The organism is Fusibacter sp. JL298sf-3 (genome assembly GCF_053842995.1).
The window spans coordinates 3,364,889-3,386,482 of the sequence record NZ_CM132608.1 but is presented as its reverse complement, the minus strand read 5'-3'; the positions used below and the strand labels follow the sequence as shown (position 1 = coordinate 3,386,482).

The window sequence follows — 21,594 nt, the reverse complement described above, 5'->3', positions numbered from 1 at the left end:
CCTTATCGTTTAAAAATTATACCGTAGCAGCATCAAACTTCCCGTTGCCGACTCCCTGATTAGGATGTAGTGTCTGTAATGGTTCTTGGCAATTTGACGCGCTTGAAAGTCATCAGGCGCCCCTTTCATCTCCAAAACTTCCACTTCAGTTTCACGCCACCCGCAACGTTTGAGGCGCTCAGATGCCCTGTTGTCCATCAACTCCACAGGCAATGAGCCGTAGACATTGCCGTAGACGATGTTGTGATCCTGCCAAAAGGCATTGTGCGGGTCTATAGCACCGGACTCCATCAGTTCTTCTGTGCGCTCTTTCACATAGTATTCAATCTCATCGGTCTCGTAGACGTTCTCAAAAGGCATCGGCTTGTATAAAAACGCAATGGTGTTGATGCGTTTAAAGTGATGGTCTGAAGACGAAGGCTTAATTTCAATGGTGTTGCCGTCCACGTGCTCAGCGAAAAACTCAGCTTTCAGTTGACCGGCGATATTGCCGATGCGCTTAGCGTACATTTCAACTTCTTCTTTAGAGTGCTGTTCAATTGCCTTGCTGAAGCGCTCTACCGCTTCCTTTAAGTCTTTCAATTCATAATTCATAAAATCACCAACAAATTGTGTTTTTTTAGGGTATAATAGCATTATAACATAAAGCCTTTATTTCAAACAATTCCTACAGGGATATCGACCTATTGTTTTATTATACAGAAATGGAGGAGGTCCTTATGAATCCATTTGTCAACAAAATCATTTTTCTCTTTGTATTTACCACCCTGTGCCTACTGGGGCTATGGATTGGCATTAAATCCTTTTTCTTTTTATTGCCTTTTCTCATCGCCTACTTAATCGCTAAGCCCCTCAATCGACTCTGCCGCTTCATACGCCGGAAACTGCCAATCCCCTATCCGATAATCGTCGGCGCTGTGGTCATCGTCTTTATAGCGGTTTTGTTTGGCGGCATCTCTTACGGTATTTACAGAGGGTTTCTGGCGACATCCCATCTTTCGGGTCAACTCACCGCAGCTTCCACAGCCGTAACTGAGTTTGCACAAAATACCAACGCCATTGAAATCAATTTGCCGTGGAATGACGGCCCCATATACGCCGCCGATTTAATCGTCCAATTTTACGACGTCATTTTCAACGCGATTTCCGAGTTTTCCAACTATGTGCTCAACAAGGCCATCAGCATTCTCAAAGCGGTACCAAGTGCCAGCTTGTTCGTCTTCTTTCTCTTTTTGTCGCTCTACTTTATCACCAAAGATCGAGAAGCCATTGTCGCTTGGGTGGAAAAAACGGTCAACCGCATTGAATCGCCGGTTTTTCACAAAATCAAAGTCCACGCCTTCGGCGCTATTAAAAGCTATGTCAAAGCCATATTGATACTGGTCACTATAACTTTTTTCATTTCGCTTATCGGTCTATTGGTTCTCGGAATTCCTTATGCACCACTTATTGCGCTTATGGTCGCCTTTGTGGACTTTATACCACTTGTCGGTCCCGCCATCGTCTTCATTCCGTGGGTCATCTTTTTACTTATGGCGTCTGAGTTCAAACTGGCCGTTGCTTTACTGGTTGTCTACCTCGCCACCACACTGACGCGCCAGATTCTAGAGCCGAAGATTATCAGCACAAAGATTGGAGCCAATCCCCTAGTAACCATTATATCGATGTACACCTGCTACCGCATTATCGGTGTCCTCGGTTTGATTTTAGGGCCTATACTCGTCATGCTCGTCATGATTGTGCTAGAGGGCTACCGACTGGCCACTGAAAATGAGATTTAGGAACGCATCGCACCGCCGAGTTTTGAGTTTGCGCACCTAAACACGAACATTTTTCGACTATTCTATGTTTTTATAAAAGAACAACTTCCTCTACAAACAAAGTTTTAACAATGTTTACAGAGGTTTTGTTCTTTTTTTTATTCTTTACATTATCATATTTTATGATATAATCATTCATAAATATTCAATATGGAGGTCATTATGTCGTCTTTACTTTATACGATCGAACTCAGCGATCGCGAACCCGATAAGTTAAAAAAATGTCTTGTCAAACACCCGGAAGTCCGTTTTATCTCCCTTATGGCCGTCGACTTCGGCAACAACCACACCGACGAACGCATTCCGGTGTCACTGGTTCTCAACGATTTAGATGCGTTTTTAAGAAACGGTATCCAAACCGATGGGTCTTCTGTTCACCTCCCCCTTATCGCCACCATCAACAACGCCAAAGTAGATTTAATCCCCGACTTAGAAGCCCTTTGGGTGGTGGACTACAATTGGCAGCATCTAGACGAAGAAGGGCGCCCTGTCGGGACGTTAATCATCCCCGCTTTTCTGATGCACAGCGGCAACGCCGTCTGTTCCCGAAGCGTTCTCAAGAAGGCGATTGGCGCTTTCGAAGCCGCCACAAAAACACTTGTAAACGCGCATCTATCGACTTTCGACTTAAATGAACCCGTCGAAAAAATTATCTTGACCAGCGCCACCGAGCTCGAGTTTTGGGTCAAAACCCCCAATCATCACAGTGATATCGAAAAGCTCAGCACCTCACAAAATTTAAAAGAACAATACTGGAAACGCACTTACGGCCAGGTGCGCACGGCGATGGAGAAATCGCTGCTCTTACTCGACCGCTACGGTTTTCATCCTGAAATGGGTCACAAAGAAGTGGGCGGTGCTCAGTCGAAGCTCGCCGGTACCAATCAATACACACACATTATGGAACAGCTTGAAATCGACTGGCAGTACGACACGGCGCTGAACACCGCCGACAAAGAAATCTTGGCGAAAGACATGATTCGCGATGTCTTTGAATCTTGTGGTCTCAACGTTACTTTTGACGCCAAGCCTATTGAAGGTGTCGCCGGCAGTGGCGAGCACCATCACATCGGCATCGCTGCACTTACGAGGAGCGGGCGCTACGTCAACCTCATGAGCCCTACTGACATGCAAAAACACTTTATGACGGCTTTTGGCTACGGCGCACTTATGGGCATTCTCAAACACTACGAAGTCATCAACCCTTTTGTTTCAAGTACCAACGACAGCTTAAACCGTCTGAAACCGGGATTTGAAGCGCCGGTGTGCATCGTCTCATCTCTAGGACAGGCACCGGATCGACCCTCTCGAAACAGAACGGTTCTCATCGGCCTCATTCGAGATATGGACAACGATAAGGCGACGCGCTTTGAACTCCGCTCTCCAAACCCCAACTCTAACTCGTACCTGCTTCTCGCCGCGTGCTATCAGGCGATGCTCGACGGCATCAAACACACGTTGACGAGTGGTCAGACACTAGACGCTCTTGCAGAAGGCTTTTCTAAGCACTACGGCGCTCCACATTTCTATCTGGAGGCCAACCGCGTTTATAGAAGTGAAAAAGATGTGTTTGAGGACTACAGCGAAGAAGAACGGAATAGGCTCTTTGGAACGCCGCCAAAAACTGTCTACGACAACCTCGAAGTCTTTAATCAATGTGATGAGAAAACACAGGCGCTCTTAGAAGGCAATGTGTTCACCGATGCCGTTATCGCGTCTTACAAAGCCTATATGCTAGAAGAATGGTGCATCGAACTAAGCGAACGCATTATACCGAGCTGCCGCAGAACCATACGCCGCTTTAAAAAATTACACGGCGACGAGGACTTCTCGGACTTGGACATCGTGAACTGGGAACGCATTAAGACCCTCAAGCAAAAGTTGATGAAGGACGCCGTAGATAAGCCCTCGCTCTTTACGGAAATACAAGAAGCACTTGCAGACGAAAACTACAAGCGCGCCTCTGAACTTCAAGTCGATCTCAGTGCTCATATGAAAACGCTCACCGACCAGTACCTCTCTTACCGAAACAACTTAATGGATTTATAGCACATCGCTTTACACAACAAAAAAACCGCAGGGAACGCGTTCCCTGCGATTTTTTTATATAAATCTTACTTGTCGTTTAATCTGTGTACGAAAAGACCACTTCTAAGTTTTGGCTCAAACCAAGTTGACTTAGGCGGCATAACTTCTCCTGCATCGGCGATGTCGATGAGATCGTCCATCGTCGTTGGGTACATTGAAAATGCTACTGCAAAGCCTTCGTTAACACGTCTTTCAAGCTCATTTAACCCTCTGATACCGCCGACGAAATCGATTCGGGTGTCTGTTCTCGGGTTTTCAATACCTAAAATCGGATCGAGCAAGTTCTTTTGAAGAATCGATACGTCAAGGCGATCAATTGGATCTTTTGGGTCATAGATGCCGTCTTTAGCAGATAACTTGTACCATACGCCATCTAAGAACATGCCGAAAGTCGCTCTTTGCATCGGCTTGTAAGGGCCTTCGCCTTCGGCTTTTTCTACGTCGAAGCACGCTGAAATTTTCTCCATAAACGCTTCTTGCGTGTGACCGTTTAAATCTTTTACGACGCGGTTGTAATCCATAATGAACAGGTCTTCATCTGGGAAAATAACTGCCATAAAGAAGTTGAATTCTTCTGTGCCGTCGTAATTTGGATTTTCTTCTCTACGCTTTAAGCCCACTTTTACTGAAGAAGCCGAACGGTGATGACCGTCTGCAATGTAAAGGTAGTCGATGCCGCCGAAGATTTCTTCAATTTGCTGAACCAATGCTTGGTCATCTAATCTCCAGAAGATGTGCGTAATGTCGTCATCTGTTGTGAAGTTATAAAGTGGCATGTGGAATTTAATCCAGTCGAGAACGATTGTGTTAATGGTTTCGTTCTTTCTGTACGTTAAGAAAACAGGCTCTGTGTTGGCATCACAGTAATCGAAGTTGTTAATTCTGTCCACTTCTTTAGTCGGTCTCGTGAACTCGTGCTTCTTGATAACATCGTTCATGTAATCGTCGATTGACGTACAAGCGACGATACCCGTTTGTACTCTACCGTTCATCAACTGACGGTAGATGTAGTAATTCGATTGACCATCTTGTGACATAATTTCTTCCGAGATAAATCTGTCAAGTGTCTTTCTAGACGTCTCGTATACTTGTGGCTCATAATCGCCTACAGAGTCGGGAAGATCGATTTCAGATCTCACGACATGTAGATACGAGTACGGGTTGCCTTCTGCCATTTGCTTTGCTTCTGCTCTATTCATAACATCGTAAGGTAGGCACGCAACTTTTTCTACGAGCTCTGCCTTAGGTAAAATACCTTTAAACGGTCTAACTACTGCCACTCTTATACCTCCATTAACTTTATATTATAATCCGAAGAACTCTTTAATAACGTTGACGGTTTCACCGCCGATTCTCTCTTGCGCTTCTTTAGTAGACGCGCCGATGTGCGGTGTTGCACACACTTTTGGATGGTTTACAAGTTCTGTGTTTGTCGTCGGTTCAACTTCGTAAACGTCGATACCGGCACCGGCAACTTTTCCGCTGTTTAACGCTTTTAAAAGTGCCTCTTCACACACCACGCCGCCTCTAGCTGCGTTGATGATGTAAACGCCGTCTTTCATCAGTTCAAATTGCTCGTTGAGGATTGTCGCGCCATGCTCTTTGTCAAACGGAATGTGAAGGGAAATGTAGTCGCTTCTCTTTAACAACTCGTTGACTTCAACGTACTCGAACGCGTCTCTGTCTTCTAGTTTGCCTCTAATATCGGTGTAGATGACGTTCATGCCCAGTGCTTTTGCACGCTTCGCCACTTCAAAGGCAATTCGGCCCATGCCGAACAAGCCCAAAGTTTTGCCGTAAAGCTCTACGCCAACGTACTTTTTCTTGTTCCACTCGCCGTTTCTCATAGAAACATTCGAGATGTGGATGTGTCTTGAAAGGGCAAACATGTGGCCAATAGCGAGTTCTGCAACAGCGGCGCTGCTTGAGTTCGGCGTGTTGCGCACGGTGATGCCCTGTTCTTCAGCATAAACGTGGTCGATGTTGTCGATGCCCACACCTGCGCGAATGAACAGCTTCATTTCACTGCCTTTAACTTGGTCGATCAGTTCTTTTCTCAGTTTTGTCGCCGAACGGATGACGATTACTTGAGACGCCTTCATTTGCTCGACGAGGGCATCGCCGTCGTAATGTGTCGTATCGACTTCGTGGCCCATTGCGCGGAGTGCGTCTACCGCCCCTTGATCCATGCCGTCATTTGCTAAGATTCTTAACTTCATCTCTTCCTCCAGATTATTTAAGGTCTAAGATTTCTTCAATTGTTCTCAATAATTGTTGTAAATCTTCCATTTGCGTGTCAGCCATGTGTGCTATTCTAAACGTCTTATTTTTGAGATCGCCATAGCCGTTTGAAATCATATAGCCTTTTTCAGCTAATGCTTTGTTTAAATCGCCAACGCTGATTTCTCTCGTGTTTTTAACAGTTGTCAACGTGTTTGACGCATACTTTTCTTCCGCTAACATATCGAAGTATTTGTTTGCCCACTCGCGTACCACTTTGGCCATTTCAAGATGTCTGTTGAATCTGTTTTCTTGACCTTCTTCCATGATTTTATCCAATTGGTAATCCAATGCGAACATATGTGAAAGAGATGGTGTCGATGGGTATTGGTAATCTTTCTTTTGAATGCACTGATAGAGTTCGAGCAAGTCGAAGTAAAGCCCTCTATTCGGAACTTCTTTAGCAGCGTCTAAAGCTTTTTGCGAAATAGAGCAAACAGCCAATCCAGCAGGTAAGCCCAAACACTTTTGAGTAGATGCAATACAGATGTCTACACCGAGTCTGTCGACTTCGATTTTAGTGCCGCCAAGCGAGCTTACTGTGTCTAAGCAAAAGACGACATCTGGGTATTTTTTAACAACTTCAGCAATTTCGTCTACAGGGTTCATAATACCTGTTGACGTTTCGTTGTGTGTAACAGTGATTAAATCATATTCGCCTGTTGCCAGTGCTTTTTCAACCATTTCAGGTGTTGTCGGCTGACCGAGTTCAGATTTGAATACATCTGCAGGAACGCCGTTTGCTTTGGCCATTTTGAACCATCTGTCGCCAAAAGCGCCTACAGAGAAAACCGCTGCTTTTTTACGTGTACAAGAGCGGATAGCACCCTCCATTAAACCACTTCCTGATGAAGTCGATAATAGAATTTCATTTTCAGTGTACATGAGTTTTCTCATCTTGTCAGAAATGCTTCTTTGAAGCACAGAAGCTTCTTTTGTTCTGTGACCGATTTGCGGTGTTGCCATCTTTTGAAGCACATCTTCTTTTACGTCAACAGGACCGGGAATAAAAAGTCTTTTATGCATTGTAATCACCTCATAATATATTTTTCAACCACGTTAATCATAACATTTAAAGCGCTCAATAACAACATCTCTGTCGGCGACTTTTGTGAATTTTATTTAAAAAATATGTGTTTTTTTGAAGGTGGGATAAAAAAAGACTCGGCACTGTATGTTGTATACGGATAAACTGTAACATACCTTACCGAGTGTATTAACGGTTCTTTATAGTGTTTTCATTAACATGTCATTTTGTTATATCCGGTGCTAAAACGCCACGATGATGCCCTTGTCGTCTGCATAGAGTGACGACAGTCCCGCGCACTTGAGTACGACGATGTCCTCAAGCGCCGGAATCGCAGCGATGGCCTCTTTGATTTGCGCAGCGCGTTTTTCGTTGCCCACGTGCGTGATAACGAGGTTTTTCTTACCTTCGCTGACAAGTTTGTCTTTTATCATCTCAATGAGACGCTGATACGCTTTGTTGGCGTTGCGAACTTTTTCAAAGAGTTTAATCTCGCCCTCGCCATCTGAACCCATAATGGGGTGAATGCTCAAAGTCATGGCGAGCAACCCCTTCCACTTCGATATCCGGCCGTTCTTAATCAAATTGTTCAGGGATTCCGATATAAAATACACCTGCATATTTTTAGTAAATGCAGTGATTTTCTCCACCGTTTGTTCAAATGTACAGCCTTCTGCCTTCAACTTATGCAGTTCTTTAACGACCAGTGTCTCTCCGGCAGCGGCACCTAACGAATCGATTACATGAATCTTCTTCTTATTAGGGTGTTCTGCATCGTAGATGTTCTTCGCCATTACCGCGCTGTTGTAGGTCCCACTCAACTTCGATGAAATGGTAACGATGTACACTTCTTCTTCACCGCCTTCAATATGATCTAAAAAATCATTTGGGGAGGGACAGGCGGACTTCGGCAGTTCGGCAGACGCCTTCATGGCGCTTACAAAGGCGTCGACGTCCAAAGTCGTATCGTCGACATACTCTACCCCTTCGAGATTGAGTCTAAAAGGGACAATGTCCACCGGGTATTTTTCTAAAAAAGACGCATCTGCTTCCGCACTGCTGTCTGCAATTATCTTAAACATAAGCTCACTCCTACTTTTCACTATATAATACCTCTATTATACGCCATGCCCCTTTGATTTTCAAATAGAGGTTTCACCGGATTCAAAAGTCAGACAAACGATTGGTCAAAACCGCTCTCGCAGCCCTGTCAAATAAGAGGATCAGCACCTTTTGGTTTTAATTTTAAAAAAGGGGCTTACCGCTGTTGTGGCAACCCCCTTTTGTTCTATAGCCCTTGCTTAAACGCAGGCTCCTTATAAACTCGATGCTTTTAATATAGCGTTTTCACGCTTCACAGCCGTTTCCTCGAGGTGCTGCACTTTTTCACGCATGGCACTTACAAACGCCTCGTCTTTAATGGACCCGAGGTTGATTTTCACGTTGTAAAGTGCTGAAAGCACCGCTGTGCGCGCCATCATAGCGGCGACGAGTCCGTCGGTCTGCGCATTTTGATTGCCCTCTTTTACGAGAATTTCAATGGCATCGAAGAGTTCACAGGTCTTTTCCGCCACTTCAAGCGGTACAGAAGCCGCGTATTTCATGCCCTCTTGAATCTTTCCAGTGCGATGCGCCTTCTCTTCGTCGGTTTCTTTCGGCAGTTTAAACGCCTGCATAACGCTGTCAAACGACGTGGCGTCCTTATCGATGAAATCGACAAACTGTTGGTTGTTTGCGCTCATCTCATCGGCAATTTTTGCCATCTTGTCAGACACCGCTTCGTAGTTCTTTTTGCCCACTGTCAAGTTGGCCACCATCGCTGCAAGAGAAGATGCCAGTGCTGAGGACAGTGCCGCTACGCTACCGCCACCGGGCACGGGGTCATTTGACTGCAGTTTTGCTAAAAAATCTTGTAAACCGAGTTCTTTTAACATGCTATGCCTCCTTCTAATAAGGTTGGTCGTTTGCTTTGTCTAAGATGACGACACCGTTTTTTATTACCTTCTCAACAGTGCTCACCCCAATATGGTAAGGGATGTACTTGTAGCTTGGGAATTCGTGTAAAACGAGGTCGCCCTTTTTGCCGATGTCGATGCTACCGATTTGATCGGCGCGGTCCAGTGCCGCCGCTCCGTTAATGGTCAACGCCGTAATGGCCTCTTCAATTGACAAGTTCATCTTCTTAGTCGCCAATGCAATCAGCAGTGGAATCGACTCTGTAAAACAGCTGCCCGGATTGAAGTCCGTGGAGAGTGCCACCATCAAACCGTTGTCAATCATGTAGCGCCCTCTCGCATACGGCTCATTGAGTGAAAACGCCGTACACGGCAACAGTGTCGCCACGACGCCGGCTTCTTTCATGGCGCGAATGCCTTCATCAGAGGCCTGAAGCAAGTGGTCTGCTGAGAAGGCCCCGAGTTCAGCTGCCAGTTCTGCGCCGCCCAATCGAACGATTTCATCGGCGTGTATCTTGAGCTTGAAGCCGCGCTTTTTGGCCGCTGTGAGAAAACGTCTGGATTGCTCCACAGAGAACACTTTGTCTTCGCAGAAAATATCTGCAAACTCCGCGAGTCCCTCTTTGTCCACAACAGGCAATACCTCATCGATCATGTAATCGATAAACGCATCTGGATTTTCTTTATAAGCTTTTGGCCGTGCGTGAGGCCCCAGGAAAGTGGTGACAATATCTAAAGAATGTACTTTGTTGAGTTCCTTCATAACTTCCAATTGCTTAATTTCCGTATCGAGGTCGAGCCCGTAGCCGCTCTTACCTTCTACAGTAGTGACGCCAAATGCCGTCATCGAGTTCAAGCGTTTGATGCCGATTTGAATCAGTTCTTCTTTCGTGGCATTTTGCGTGCCTCTTACCGAATTGACGATGCCGCCGCCTTTGGCCATAATGTCCATGTAGCTGCGACCTTCGAGACGCCAGTTGTACTCGTCGGCTCTGTAACCGCCGAACACAAAATGCGTGTGGGAATCGACGAATCCGGGCAAAAGACATTTGCCCTTACCCGAGACAACAGTAAAGCCCTTTGCCGCATACGCGTCTATGTCCAACGGTTCTTGTGTGATTTTAGTAATGACGCCGTCTTCGACGACAACAGTGGCATTTTCAACGACTTTTAAGTCCTTCATCTCTGCACCGGCTTTGCCTTTAAAGCCTGCACATGTAACCACTTCACTTGCGTCATATATGACGATACACCCTTTTTTCATAACTTACTCCATTATTCTCTTCTCTAACACTTGGTCATAAGAAAACGCTTCTATGCCCAAGTAGTATTCTGCAGTTGCCAACATGGCATCCATCGGTACGAGGCCGATGACTTCGCTACCGACAATAGAGACGCCGTAGCGCTTGGCTTCAATGCGAATGAGTTCAAACACTCTGTAGAGCGGGGTCTTTGTAAAGTCCGTCATGTTCATTGAAATCTGAACGATGCCTCTGTCTTCGAGCTCAATGCCAATCGCCTTACAGAACCTCAAACCGCCGCTGATGTGGCGTACGTTTTTAGCGATTTTATCTGCAATCCCCATGTCGTTTGTGTTGAGGTTGACGTTAAACGCCACGAGCGGCATTCTAGCGCCTACAGCTGTAATACCTGCCGTCGGATGAACCTCTGTTCCGAAATCCGGACGCCACATGTCTTCTTTAACTTTTTCCGCCATCCCTTCAAACTGACCTTTACGGACTTTCGCAAGGTTTTCACGGTGTGCCGCTGAAGCGGACTTTTCGTACAAAAAGATCGGTACGTTAAACTTTTCAAATATGCTTTGCGCTACTTTTTTAGACAGGTCAATACAGTCCTCCATGGTAGCATTCTTAATTGGAATAAACGGGATAACATCCGTCGCACCCATACGTGGGTGTTGACCTTCGTGTTTTGTCATGTCAATGAGTTCGGTTGCACAACCAACGGCTTCTACGACGGCATCGTGCAATGCGTCTTTTTCGCCGACAACGGTTACGACTGTTCGATTGTGGTCTTGGTCACTGCTGTAATCGAGTAGTTTAACACCTGTTTTGCCTCTAAAAGCTGAAAGGATTTTTTCAACTTTGTCTAAATCACGGCCTTCACTGAAATTTGGTACACATTGAATGATCTGATGCATAAAACCCTCCACATATTTTTTTTTATAAAAAATGCGTAAACAGTCGTTACGCATTTTTAATCAGTTTATCACACTACCGTCTATTTTCTGACGATTGGGTCATTTTACAAACCCAATTTTACACGAAGCTTATCCATCATATCTTGCGTCATTTTATCAAGATCGTATTTAGGATTCCAGCCCCACTCTGCTCTCGCAGCAGAATCGTCGAGAGAGTTCGGCCAAGAATTGGCGATGTTTTGCTTCACTTCGTCTACATTGTAGTCGAGTTCGAACTCAGGGATGTGTTTTTGGATTGCTGTTTTCATGTCTTCCGGACAGAAACTCATCGCTGTGATGTTAAAGGCGTTTCTGTGGATGAGTTTGCTCGGATCCGCTTCGCTCAGCTGTACGATAGAATCAAGTGCATCCGGCATATACATCATGTCCATGTACGTGTCGTGTGCAAGGTTGCATGTGAACTTCTTATTCTTAAGTGCCTCATAGTAGATGTGTACGGCATAATCCGTCGTGCCGCCGCCTGGAAGCGCCGCATAAGAAATAAGTCCAGGGAAACGCACCCCACGTGTATCGACGCCAAAACGCTTATAGTAGTAGTCGCACAGAAGTTCACCGGCGACTTTGGAGACACCGTAGATTGTGGACGGTCTCTGGATGGTATCTTGAGGGGTCAAGTCCTTCGGCGTGTTCGGTCCGAAGGCTGCAATTGAACTCGGTGTGAAAATCATCGCTCCGGTTTCACGCGCTACCTCGAGACAGTTGTAAAGACCGTTCATGTTGACGTCCCACAGCAATTGCGGCTTGTTTTCACCTACAGCTGATAAAATTGCCGCGAGGTTCATGACGGTGTCGATGTTGTACTTTTTAATCAAGTCGTGAAGTTTTTGCCCGTCTGTTACGTCCAGTTCTTCAAAGATGCCGTTTTTCTCCACCACTTCGTTTACATTTGAAACGACGTTAGTTGCGACAACGTTGTCGACACCGTATTCTCTTCTTAGGCGCTCAGTTAATTCCGTTCCGATTTGGCCACCTGCACCTGTGATTAATATTTTCTTCATTGAATAAGCTCCCTCCAAATGTGATTCTATCAAAGTATTGATATCCATTTCTATTGTACATGATTGAAAGCGTTAGTAAACCAATTATTTATAAAAAAACTTTAACTTTTTTTAAAACCCGTTCACAACCTCGCGTCGACAACCGTCGATACACTTTCACCGCATCGACGCCCATGGGCCACTGGCGTGAAGCCTCTGTGCGCAGCACTTGTCGCCCATAAAAAAACGCTGTTGCACATCCAAGCTGCAACAGCGCTGTCTTTAGAGCCAGCGGATCACCATGTAGAGAACGAGACCCAAATAAGCCCAGAGGCAGAGGGGAATCACTGTTCTAAACTTAGGCTTTGAAATTTTATGGTGAAAGACGATCATCCCCGTAGCGCTGCCTACAGCACCCCCGAACAGCGCCGGCAAAATCAACATCGCTTCGGAAATCCGCCACTTGTTGTGCTTGGCCTTCCACTTGTCTACGGCCATAAGCGCAAATCCCACGAGATTGAGGACAACTGCGCCGACGACAATGCTCCATTGTAATGTGTTCAAAAAGTGCCTCCTACTTTGCTTTATTGAAAATCAGAGTGATAACGGTTCCCGAGTTCAGGTCGCTCTCAACGTCCACTTGGCCACCATGAGTGCCGCACACGACTTCGTGAACGATGCTGAGACCGATACCCATATGCGCTGTCTTAGGTTTCGTCGTGTAAAACGGATCAAAAATCTGCGCCTGCACCTCTTTGTCAATGCCGATACCGTTGTCGCCAATCATACACATAATCACGTCGTCGTTTTCCATCGTCTTGAGCATCAACTTGCTCTCTGGGACATCTTTCATCGCGTAAAGTGCATTCTGAAGCACGTGCAACAGCGCCTTCTTCACAAGGCCTTTGTTGCAGACAAGCATCGACGGGTCGCCGTATTTCTTTTCGATTTTGCTCACCGCCTTGAGTTCGTGACCGAGCATCATCAGCGTTTCCTCTAACAAGTCGCTCATGCGCGCCGGCGCCAATTGTTCCAAACTATGATCTTTCGTCATATGTCTCAAGTTGTTAATAAGTTTCTGAATGCTCCCGATACTGGCTTTGGACTCCAAAAGCCCTTCGCCGATATTGGTCTTGATATTAAAAAGAGCACTTGGACTCGGTGCGGCGTCAATGGTCTCTAGTTTTTTTATCGAACGATTCAACTCCTGCTCGACGTTTTCCAGAGGGATTTTAATGTCCTTGGTAAAGCCAGAAACCAGCTCGCCAATCGCCGTCATCTTCTCTTTTTCAACCATAAACGCCTGGGCTTCGCTGAGCATTTTATTGACGCGAATCAACTCTGTGTTTTGTCTCTCCATAAGTTCCAGAGCGCGCACCAGTTTTTTTTCGCTTTCAATTTCAGACAACACGGATTTGACCCGCGCTGTAAACTCTATTTTATTAAACGGCTTGTTGATGTAATCCGTTGCACCGAGGTCAAAACACTCTTTCAAGACCATGAAATCGTCTATGGTGGTGAGCATAATAACCTTGACACTGTCCAATCGGTTCTTTTGATTTAGTACGCGCAACAAATCCACACCGCTCATGTTCGGCATAACGATGTCGAGCAAAATCAAATCTATGGCATGCTTACTCAGTATCTCCAGTGCTTCCTCTGCACTTAGGCAAGTTTTAATCGACTCTACAATCTGTGATTCTCTCAACGTGTCTTCTGCTACCTTGATATTCATTTTACTGTCGTCGACAATTAATACGTTCATAGCAACCCCCTTTGGAATCTCGTATAGACTATCTGAGTTGATACCCTATATTGTATTGAACAACCATCTTTTTACCGCATTTCTACAAGAGCCACATACGACAAAAACCGCATACAAAGATGCGGTTTAAATTGTTAAAATTCTGCATTTTTAGCAGTTCTAGGAAACGGAATGACGTCTCGGATGTTGCCCATTCCCGTTAGGTACATAATCATGCGTTCAAAACCGAGACCAAAACCGGCATGGCGCGTACCGCCGAACTTTCTGAGCTCAAGGTACCACCAGTAGTCTTCCTCTTCGAGGCCCAGTGCTTTAATGCGATCGACCAACACGTCATAGCGTTCCTCTCTTTGAGAACCACCGACGAGCTCGCCGATAACAGGCACCAGTAAATCCATTGCCGCAACCGTTTTACCGTCGTCGTTAAGACGCATGTAAAACGACTTAATTTCCTTCGGATAATCGGTGACAAAAACCGGACGCTTGAAGATCACCTCAGTGAGGTAACGTTCGTGTTCCGTTTGCAAGTCCGCTCCCCAATGAACAGGGTATTCGAACTTTTCGCCTGACTTTTCCAGAAGCTCGACGGCTTCAGTGTACGTCACGCGAGCAAACTCCGATGTCGCCACATGCATCAATCGATCCATCAGCCCCTTGTCGATGCGTTCGTTAAAGAACTTCATTTCTTCAGGACACTGTTCCATAACGTAGTGAATAATGTACTTCACCATTTCTTCTGCAAGGGCCATGTCGTCGTTTAAGTCCGCAAATGCAATTTCGGGTTCAATCATCCAGAACTCCGCTGCATGGCGCTTGGTGTTGGAGTTTTCCGCTCTAAACGTCGGACCGAATGTATAGATGTCTCTAAAAGCCATCGCAAAGGTTTCCCCTTCCAACTGCCCGCTGACTGTTAGGTTCGTCTCCTTTCCGAAGAAGTCTTCCGCCGTATCGATTTGACCGGCTTCTGTTCTCGGCAAGTTGTCGAGGTCCATTGTCGTCACGCGGAACATATCGCCTGCGCCCTCTGCGTCACTACCTGTGATTATCGGCGTGTGAACGTAGACAAACCCTTTGTCGTTAAAAAACTTGTGTACGGCATACGAGGCCACACTGCGCACTCTAAACACAGCTGAGAATGTGTTGCTTCTCGGTCTTAAATGCGCTATGGTTCTCAAATACTCCATGCTGTGTCGTTTCTTCTGAAGAGGGTATTCCGGCGTCGAGTGTCCCTCTACTTCAATAGCGCTCGCTAAAATCTCAAACGGCTGTTTGGCATCTGGCGTCAGAACGACTTTTCCCTTGACAATAAGTGCACTGGCAATAGACAGCTTGGTCACCTCGTCGAAATTGGACAATTTTTCATCGTAAACCACCTGTATATTTTTAAAGAACGTCCCATCGTTGAGTTCAATAAACCCAAAATTCTTCGACGCTCTGCTCGTTCGAATCCAACCGGATACGATTACGTCGCAGTCTGCATACTTTTCTGCTTGCTTCATCAAGTCTCTAATCACAATCTGTTCCACGTTCTTAACCTCCTTATTTTATAGTGAATAACCCCCTTGTTATCGAGGACTTTTTCATGTGTTATTGCTGTTAAAACGTTTTAAATTCATATCCTCCATTATAGCGCAACTGCTGCGTTAAGTCAAAATATAACATTGCAACATCGCTTTTTTTCTTATAAGATGGGTATAGATTATCCAACAGGAGGATTTGAAAATGCTCTACTTTCTCATCTACATGACGCTCAGCTTGTTTTTGGCCAAGTATCTCATAGGTGCCCTAAGGCTTTTTCAAAGAGAAAACAGCTACCCACAGTTTTTAATTCCGGTATTTATGTATTATTTTATTATTCATCCGGAGCCCACTCTATCGCGGATTTCACTTCTAAAACTCTTTTTAATTACCTGGCTAATCGTACGCAGTGTTTTCACACTGAAACCTCTGCGCGCCACTGCCACTTCTCATACAGTTGCTCTGGCCGCTTCAGCAATGACGATTTTCGCCATAGACAACCGCTGGTTTCCGAGCCCTCAACTCATCGGATACGGTCTGATAGCCGCCGTCGCCCTGTACATCGGCGCACTTTATCGGGCTGAGAATCGGGATGCCTTTGAACTTGAAAACGCCGCACTTCTCGCTTTAGGCGCACTTTTAATGCTCATCAGCAAGAACACCGCCGGCATCGACCTCGGCATCGGTCTCATCGCCCTTCATCTCACCGTAGACGTCATCGTCCACTACCGTAGGGAGAAGCGCGCTTACGACAAGCTCACCGCACGCGTGGAACAGCTTGAAGAGCGCTTTGAACGCGCCGTTCAATTGGAGTCCAAGCGTCAAACGATTAAGCTTACCGACCACATGGGCGAAATCCACAAGAAAACGCTCAAAGACGCGTTGACAAAGGCTGAGAACCGTGAGGGATTAACCAAAGTTTTAAACGCGCACCTCGCCGACCCTCAAGTAAAAATATGCTCCATTGCGCTCTTTGATATCGACCATTTTAAGGCCATTAACGACACCCAAGGCCATATTAAAGGGGATGAAACTTTAAAACAACTCGTCTCCACTATTTTGAACGACTTAAACAAAGCCTTTACTTTAGGGCGTTACGGCGGAGATGAGTTCGTCATTATCATGCCCAACACCAACACCCCTAAAGCGCGGGAACTTATGGCGGACATCTGCAAAAAAATTGAAAGAACCGGAATCACCCTTTCAGCCGGCATCGCCACAGCACCGTACGACGGCCGGTCTCAAAACGAGCTCTTCAGCGTGGCGGACAAGGGGCTCTATGCCTCTAAAGAAAAAGGACGCAACCAAGTACAATACCTCGGCAACGTCCCGCTGGTTACTCTTCCGACCAAATCGGTTTAAAATCGTACACCTTGAAAGCCCCTTCCGAATAGCGCAGTTCGTAAGATGAACGGCTGTACGCCCACTGCGCATTGGACAGCTTGTATTTCTCAAACGCCTTGAGCACAAGGCGTTTTTTTTCGTCTACCACCTCGTAAACTTTGAGCCCTTCAAAAGAGGCCTCCACAGTATCGTCCACAACTGCCGCTTTTTCTTCTGCCGGGCTCCCGGAAATCACCAGATCGGAAAAGTCGCCTTCACGGCCTTTAGCCAGTTCGCGATTAAAAGCGTAAACCACTTCCAAGGCACCGGCATCGACTGTTTTCGACTCGAGCGCATCGTAAGCACTGACCGTTTCAGGCGCGCTGACACGGGTGTAGCCCGTTATCGCCGATGTCCCCCTGTGGCGCAGTGTCTTTGAAAACTGAACGGTTCCCTTGTCCTTTGCAAAAACGCGGGTTTCATCAGAAGTCTCCGACAAGTAATGTACGGTCACAGTACCGGCATTTTTATTAATTGTGGCAACTTCGGCTTCGACCTCTACAGTTTCACCAGCGTAGTCGGTGGTTTCAAATGTCCATTTTGCACCGGGCTCTATAGGCATTTTGAGCAAAATCAACGTTTTGAACTCAGAGTCATTGAGCTTCTTAGAATCAAAAGTCATTACCCATTTTTCTGAATCCACCCAGCCGTCCAACACAAATCGGTTGTCCTGAGCCGAGCGTTCTCCGGCACCACTGAGCACTTCACCTGAAAGGCGGTAACGGTAAAGCGGCTCATCTAGTACCTCCACGGCCTGAACCTCGTGATAATAGCCACTGTCACCTGCATAGGCGACAGGTGTTTTGAGCGTATAGGCCGTCAGCTCAGCCGATGCCACCGCACCCACCGGCTCAAAGTCACCACGTCTCATACACCCCGACAACAGCACCCCTATAATACCGATGATGGCAATCCCCCAATACCGCTTCACATCGCGTCTCCTTTCAGAACTAATAAATACTGAGCGACAGTTCGTCAGAAAGGGCTTTTAACAGTTTTGTACCCGCGTAGCTGTTCCCCTTCTTATCAAGTGCCGGCGAAAACACGCTAATGCCCATACGCCCCAAAACCGTACACATAATGCCGCCGCCAACGCCGCTTTTTGCCGGTATCCCGATATCGATGGCGAATTCACCGGAACCGTCGTACATCCCGCAGGTGGCCATGTAGGACTTGACAATGTTGCAGTAACGCACGGGAAAAACTTGTTTGTTGGTAATCAGATCTTTGCCGTTTCTCGCCAGCACCGCACCGATATAGGCGAGGTCCCGCGTGGTAATCATAATGGCACACTGTTTAAAATACACATCCAACGTCTCGTCGACATCGCCTTCAATGTTGCCCACATCTTTCAGAAAGTAAGCCATTGAGCGATTGCGATGCCCTGTCTTCAGCTCCGAATCGTAGACAGACGCGTTAATATCGATTTGGTCATTGTGTGTGATGTTGCGTATAAAGTTTAAAATTCGCGTCACTTTCTCTTCGGCGTCGGCGCCCTTGATCAGCCCCGAAACAGAGATTGCACCGGCGTTAATCATGGGATTCAAAGGCTTTCTCTCATTAAACGTCTCCAGCCTTACAATAGAGTTAAACGGATCGCCCGTCGGCTCTTTGCCCACTTTCTCAAACACTTTTGCCTCGCCGTTGTCCAGTAGCGCCAACATCAAGACAATGGGCTTCGAAATACTTTGAAGGGTAAATGGGTGCTGACACGCACCGGCTTCAAACAAACGCCCTTTGACGTCATAAAGCGAAACCCCTAGAAGATTGGGGTCGACTTTTCCGAGCTCCGGAATGTAGTCCGCCACTTTCCCCCTATTTGTATCCTTGCGATGTTCCTCAACCAATTGCTGCAAAAGATTTTCCATTTCCCACCTCTAAAATTAAATTCAGCTTTTTTCCTCTACCATTATAACAGCGTTTTCAGACTTTTGTATCAATTATTACTAAGGATTTAATATTTTAATTTACAAAGCGCGCCAATTCTGATAGTATAGTATTTGTTATATACTTTTATATAACGACCCCTTTGGGAGAATAATTGCAGAGGAGTTGACAGTATGAAAAGAACTTTACTTACAGAGTCAGCACTAGTAAAATTACAAAAGGAATACGACGACCTCATCCAAAAGCGCCACCAAATCTCAGAAGAAATCAAGCGCGCCAGAGAGTTTGGTGACTTATCCGAAAATGCAGAATACCACGCCGCGCGCGAGGCGCAATCGCACAACGAAACAGAGATTTTAAAACTAAAGGAAATTTTAGAAACGTATGAGTTGGTTGAAGAATCTTCTGACAAAGAAGTTGTTGGTATAAACTCAAAAGTTAAAATTTTGTATGTCGACATGGATGACAGCGACTGGGTACACATCGTCACTAAAGTGGAATCCGATCCGTTGGAAAATAAAATTTCCAATGAATCGCCTATAGGCGAAGCGCTAATCGGTCATCGCGTCGGCGACGAAGTCGTTGCCGAAACACCGAACGGTAAATTGACACTTAAGATCCAAGAAGTCGAATAATCTGTTCACTTAGAGCCCTTGCGGCTCTTTTTTTTAATTAAAAACACACCCTCGCGGGTGTGCTTTTAATTTATGCGGTCTCCCGCTGTTTGTAAAACACTTGATAGATAATCCATGTGCCGAGCAAGTAGCAGAGAATCGTCCAGTAGTAGGGCGTGTTGTAGCTGAATCGGTACATGACGATACCGCCGATAAAGATTCCCAGCGACCTGAACAGATTGTTCGTCAAAGAGATCATACCGCTCATATACGTCCGCGTCTCGTCGTCGACAATCTCCATCGCCAAGCTTCTTATAATCGGACTCGCCATATTCATCAGCGACGACCTAAAGAAGAAGGAAATGGTAATGATGACGATGCCCTGCGGCAGAGAAATCGAAATTAAAAACGGAATCGACAACAATTGGCATAGAATGACGGTTTGAACCCTGCCGATGCGCTTTGCAAGTGGCGGAACAATTAAACCGCCGATAACCGTCCCCACTTGGCTGATGGCCATTATCGTACCCACCGTGCCGTCTGAAACCGTTAAAGAGTACTTGAGGTACAGACTGAAAAACGGTACAATCATGCCGGCGCCGAGCCCCACAAGTGCCACCTGTGCCAGATACTTGAGCGAGCGCCCCTTTAAAATAGTCTTGTACCCTTTAAAAACATCGAGAAAGCTGTCGACAATCCCACTGTTAGAGGGCGCCTCCACGGGCTTGCTCTCAATTAAAAGCGCAATGAGAATCCCCACAAAGGCCAGTATTGTCGCACCGCTCAATACGTAATAATTACCGAGCGCCGGACCACTAAGTGCCGAAAGCGCTTGTGAAAGGTGTCCGAGGACAAAACTGCCCACAACAAAGGCGATGTTCTGAAACACAAACGCCATGCTAAAGGCCGTGACGCGATGCTCGTCTGCCGTGTAGTCGTAAATAATCGGCGCCTGTAAAATCATAACGGTTGCATGACCGATGCCGTGGACAACGGCAAACAGTTGCATTAACGCCGTCAGCCTTACATTAAGTATTACGAAACTGCTGACAATCATAATAGCGATGCCTACAATCAAGGTGCGCTTTTTGTCGTATTTCTGTGCAAAAATCGATACGGGAACCGCTCCAAGTGCAATCCCGAAAGTCTTCAGTGAAAGAATCTGGCCGACAAAGGCCTCGGTGTACCCGAGGTTCTTCATATAGATGCCAAACAACACATTGTACGCCGCCGACAACAACGTCGCAAAAAAAAGAATCCCCAAGTATAGAGCCACATTGCGGTGCATATCTTTAAAAAAGTTTTTATAGTCTTTTACAATTGTTTTCATATCATTACCACCCCACTCATTATACCATATATTTCGGAAAACGAACTAATTTTCTTCGATTTTCGAAATATTTTTTTGCCACATCTTGTGTTCCACCAAACAATCCTGTATACTACAAAATAAAAAAAGGAGAACATTATGGCCTGTATTGTACCTGCTAAAAGTCAAGAAGCCGCGGTTCTTTACCCGCATGTGTTGAAGACCATTCGCGAACTCGTCGAAGGGGAACCCAATTGGGTTGCAAGCGCTGCAAACGCCGCCGCTGCAATAGGATTCCTCGTTAAAGACCTCAACTGGGTGGGGGTTTATCTGTGCACCGATAAAGAAGACGAATTGCTCTTAGGCCCTTTCTGGGGCAAACCTGCAGTGACGCGCATTGCCTTTGGCAAAGGGGTTTGCGGCGATGCCGCACAGTCTGAAAAGACCCTCGTCGTCAAAGACGTCCACCAATACCCCGGACACATTGCCTGTGACCTCTACTCAAACAGCGAAATCGTTATTCCGCTTCACAAAGACGGGAAACTCATTGGCGTCCTCGACATAGACAGCCCGCTATTAGAGCGCTTTGATGACAGCGATCGAGAACATTTAGAGCGCATCGCCGCCTACATTGCGGAAGCCGTAAACTTTCCAATGCCCTAGTGCCTTAGCAATGAACAATAAGCGCGGTAAGCCTTTCGGCTCAAATCTTGTTGTCAAACAACATTAGTAATGCCTTCGGCATCACGA

At 46.2% G+C, this 21,594-nt stretch carries 20 protein-coding genes; 5 read left to right on the top strand and 15 right to left on the bottom strand.

Annotated features, from left to right (window positions below):
- Window positions 1-9 precede the first annotated feature (9 nt).
- The gene (locus ACR6HW_RS16145) at window positions 10-594 is read right to left on the bottom strand and encodes a hypothetical protein (protein ID WP_455728719.1); all 585 of its coding nucleotides are present in this window, start codon (window positions 592-594) and stop codon (window positions 10-12) included.
- A gap of 125 nt (window positions 595-719) precedes the next feature.
- Here ACR6HW_RS16145 and ACR6HW_RS16140 point away from each other — a divergent pair, with 125 nt between their 5' ends.
- Window positions 720-1,781 carry an AI-2E family transporter gene (locus tag ACR6HW_RS16140; protein ID WP_455728718.1) on the top strand — a complete coding sequence of 354 codons (1,062 nt, stop codon included), beginning with the start codon at window positions 720-722 and terminating at the stop codon, window positions 1,779-1,781.
- Window positions 1,782-1,979: 198 nt separating this feature from the next.
- The gene (locus tag ACR6HW_RS16135) at window positions 1,980-3,869 is read left to right on the top strand and encodes a type I glutamate--ammonia ligase (RefSeq protein WP_455730904.1); all 1,890 of its coding nucleotides are present in this window, start codon (window positions 1,980-1,982) and stop codon (window positions 3,867-3,869) included.
- A 65-nt stretch (window positions 3,870-3,934) separates the two neighbouring features.
- On the opposite strand, the gene ACR6HW_RS16130 is transcribed toward ACR6HW_RS16135, so the two are convergent.
- From ACR6HW_RS16130 to asnS, 11 genes are all read right to left on the bottom strand, one after another.
- Complete coding sequence (locus ACR6HW_RS16130; RefSeq protein WP_455728717.1) at window positions 3,935-5,188, bottom strand: DUF1015 domain-containing protein; 1,254 nt, start codon at window positions 5,186-5,188, stop codon at window positions 3,935-3,937.
- Between the two features lie 24 nt (window positions 5,189-5,212).
- Window positions 5,213-6,127: a D-2-hydroxyacid dehydrogenase gene (locus ACR6HW_RS16125; protein ID WP_455728716.1), complete on the bottom strand. Its 915-nt coding sequence runs from the start codon at window positions 6,125-6,127 to the stop codon at window positions 5,213-5,215.
- A gap of 13 nt (window positions 6,128-6,140) precedes the next feature.
- The gene (locus ACR6HW_RS16120) at window positions 6,141-7,214 is read right to left on the bottom strand and encodes a pyridoxal-phosphate-dependent aminotransferase family protein (RefSeq protein WP_455728715.1); all 1,074 of its coding nucleotides are present in this window, start codon (window positions 7,212-7,214) and stop codon (window positions 6,141-6,143) included.
- 243 nt (window positions 7,215-7,457) lie between these two features.
- Window positions 7,458-8,297 carry a DegV family protein gene (locus ACR6HW_RS16115; protein WP_455728714.1) on the bottom strand — a complete coding sequence of 280 codons (840 nt, stop codon included), beginning with the start codon at window positions 8,295-8,297 and terminating at the stop codon, window positions 7,458-7,460.
- Window positions 8,298-8,531: 234 nt separating this feature from the next.
- Window positions 8,532-9,149, bottom strand: coding sequence for a cyclodeaminase/cyclohydrolase family protein (locus tag ACR6HW_RS16110; RefSeq protein WP_455728713.1), 618 nt, complete (start codon window positions 9,147-9,149; stop codon window positions 8,532-8,534).
- Window positions 9,150-9,162: 13 nt separating this feature from the next.
- Window positions 9,163-10,434 carry an imidazolonepropionase gene (gene hutI, locus ACR6HW_RS16105; protein WP_455728712.1) on the bottom strand — a complete coding sequence of 424 codons (1,272 nt, stop codon included), beginning with the start codon at window positions 10,432-10,434 and terminating at the stop codon, window positions 9,163-9,165.
- Between the two features lie 3 nt (window positions 10,435-10,437).
- Window positions 10,438-11,331, bottom strand: coding sequence for a glutamate formimidoyltransferase (gene ftcD / locus ACR6HW_RS16100; protein ID WP_455728711.1), 894 nt, complete (start codon window positions 11,329-11,331; stop codon window positions 10,438-10,440).
- Between the two features lie 104 nt (window positions 11,332-11,435).
- Complete coding sequence (locus ACR6HW_RS16095) at window positions 11,436-12,389, bottom strand: L-threonine 3-dehydrogenase (protein ID WP_455728710.1); 954 nt, start codon at window positions 12,387-12,389, stop codon at window positions 11,436-11,438.
- 261 nt (window positions 12,390-12,650) lie between these two features.
- Entirely contained in the window at window positions 12,651-12,932 is a 282-nt protein-coding gene (locus tag ACR6HW_RS16090) for a DUF1294 domain-containing protein (RefSeq protein WP_455728709.1), read from the bottom strand.
- A gap of 10 nt (window positions 12,933-12,942) precedes the next feature.
- Window positions 12,943-14,133 (bottom strand): hybrid sensor histidine kinase/response regulator, encoded by a 1,191-nt coding sequence (locus ACR6HW_RS16085; protein ID WP_455728708.1) that lies wholly within the window; start codon window positions 14,131-14,133, stop codon window positions 12,943-12,945.
- Window positions 14,134-14,267: 134 nt separating this feature from the next.
- Entirely contained in the window at window positions 14,268-15,650 is a 1,383-nt protein-coding gene (gene asnS, locus ACR6HW_RS16080; protein WP_455730903.1) for an asparagine--tRNA ligase, read from the bottom strand.
- 205 nt (window positions 15,651-15,855) lie between these two features.
- Between asnS and ACR6HW_RS16075 the strand changes: the two genes are divergently transcribed.
- Complete coding sequence (locus ACR6HW_RS16075; RefSeq protein WP_455728707.1) at window positions 15,856-17,013, top strand: GGDEF domain-containing protein; 1,158 nt, start codon at window positions 15,856-15,858, stop codon at window positions 17,011-17,013.
- Here the strand turns inward: ACR6HW_RS16075 and ACR6HW_RS16070 are convergent.
- Window positions 16,988-17,965, bottom strand: coding sequence for a hypothetical protein (locus tag ACR6HW_RS16070; protein WP_455728706.1), 978 nt, complete (start codon window positions 17,963-17,965; stop codon window positions 16,988-16,990). The genes ACR6HW_RS16075 and ACR6HW_RS16070 overlap by 26 nt on opposite strands.
- A 19-nt stretch (window positions 17,966-17,984) precedes the next feature.
- Window positions 17,985-18,902 carry a glutaminase A gene (gene glsA / locus ACR6HW_RS16065; RefSeq protein WP_455728705.1) on the bottom strand — a complete coding sequence of 306 codons (918 nt, stop codon included), beginning with the start codon at window positions 18,900-18,902 and terminating at the stop codon, window positions 17,985-17,987.
- A 192-nt stretch (window positions 18,903-19,094) separates the two neighbouring features.
- Between glsA and greA the strand changes: the two genes are divergently transcribed.
- Complete coding sequence (gene greA / locus ACR6HW_RS16060) at window positions 19,095-19,556, top strand: transcription elongation factor GreA (RefSeq protein ID WP_455728704.1); 462 nt, start codon at window positions 19,095-19,097, stop codon at window positions 19,554-19,556.
- A 70-nt stretch (window positions 19,557-19,626) separates the two neighbouring features.
- Here the strand turns inward: greA and ACR6HW_RS16055 are convergent, their stop codons facing one another.
- Window positions 19,627-20,865, bottom strand: coding sequence for an MFS transporter (locus ACR6HW_RS16055; protein WP_455728703.1), 1,239 nt, complete (start codon window positions 20,863-20,865; stop codon window positions 19,627-19,629).
- A gap of 138 nt (window positions 20,866-21,003) precedes the next feature.
- On the opposite strand from ACR6HW_RS16055, the gene ACR6HW_RS16050 reads away from it, so the two are divergent.
- Window positions 21,004-21,507, top strand: coding sequence for a GAF domain-containing protein (locus ACR6HW_RS16050; RefSeq protein WP_455728702.1), 504 nt, complete (start codon window positions 21,004-21,006; stop codon window positions 21,505-21,507).
- Window positions 21,508-21,594 lie beyond the last annotated feature (87 nt).

Excerpts from the sequence above, each read along its gene's own strand:
- glsA (WP_455728705.1), bottom strand. The coding sequence starts at position 18,902 with ATGGAAAATCTTTTGCAGCAATTGGTTGAGGAACATCGCAAGGATACA.
- ACR6HW_RS16085 (WP_455728708.1), bottom strand. The coding sequence starts at position 14,133 with ATGAACGTATTAATTGTCGACGACAGTAAAATGAATATCAAGGTAGCA.
- ACR6HW_RS16050 (WP_455728702.1), top strand. The coding sequence starts at position 21,004 with ATGGCCTGTATTGTACCTGCTAAAAGTCAAGAAGCCGCGGTTCTTTAC.
- ftcD (WP_455728711.1), bottom strand. The coding sequence starts at position 11,331 with ATGCATCAGATCATTCAATGTGTACCAAATTTCAGTGAAGGCCGTGAT.
- ACR6HW_RS16115 (WP_455728714.1), bottom strand. The coding sequence starts at position 8,297 with ATGTTTAAGATAATTGCAGACAGCAGTGCGGAAGCAGATGCGTCTTTT.
- greA (WP_455728704.1), top strand. The coding sequence starts at position 19,095 with ATGAAAAGAACTTTACTTACAGAGTCAGCACTAGTAAAATTACAAAAG.
- hutI (WP_455728712.1), bottom strand. The coding sequence starts at position 10,434 with ATGAAAAAAGGGTGTATCGTCATATATGACGCAAGTGAAGTGGTTACA.
- ACR6HW_RS16125 (WP_455728716.1), bottom strand. The coding sequence starts at position 6,127 with ATGAAGTTAAGAATCTTAGCAAATGACGGCATGGATCAAGGGGCGGTA.
- ACR6HW_RS16075 (WP_455728707.1), top strand. The coding sequence starts at position 15,856 with ATGCTCTACTTTCTCATCTACATGACGCTCAGCTTGTTTTTGGCCAAG.
- ACR6HW_RS16110 (WP_455728713.1), bottom strand. The coding sequence starts at position 9,149 with ATGTTAAAAGAACTCGGTTTACAAGATTTTTTAGCAAAACTGCAGTCA.
- ACR6HW_RS16120 (WP_455728715.1), bottom strand. The coding sequence starts at position 7,214 with ATGCATAAAAGACTTTTTATTCCCGGTCCTGTTGACGTAAAAGAAGAT.
- ACR6HW_RS16140 (WP_455728718.1), top strand. The coding sequence starts at position 720 with ATGAATCCATTTGTCAACAAAATCATTTTTCTCTTTGTATTTACCACC.
- ACR6HW_RS16055 (WP_455728703.1), bottom strand. The coding sequence starts at position 20,865 with ATGAAAACAATTGTAAAAGACTATAAAAACTTTTTTAAAGATATGCAC.
- ACR6HW_RS16145 (WP_455728719.1), bottom strand. The coding sequence starts at position 594 with ATGAATTATGAATTGAAAGACTTAAAGGAAGCGGTAGAGCGCTTCAGC.
- ACR6HW_RS16095 (WP_455728710.1), bottom strand. The coding sequence starts at position 12,389 with ATGAAGAAAATATTAATCACAGGTGCAGGTGGCCAAATCGGAACGGAA.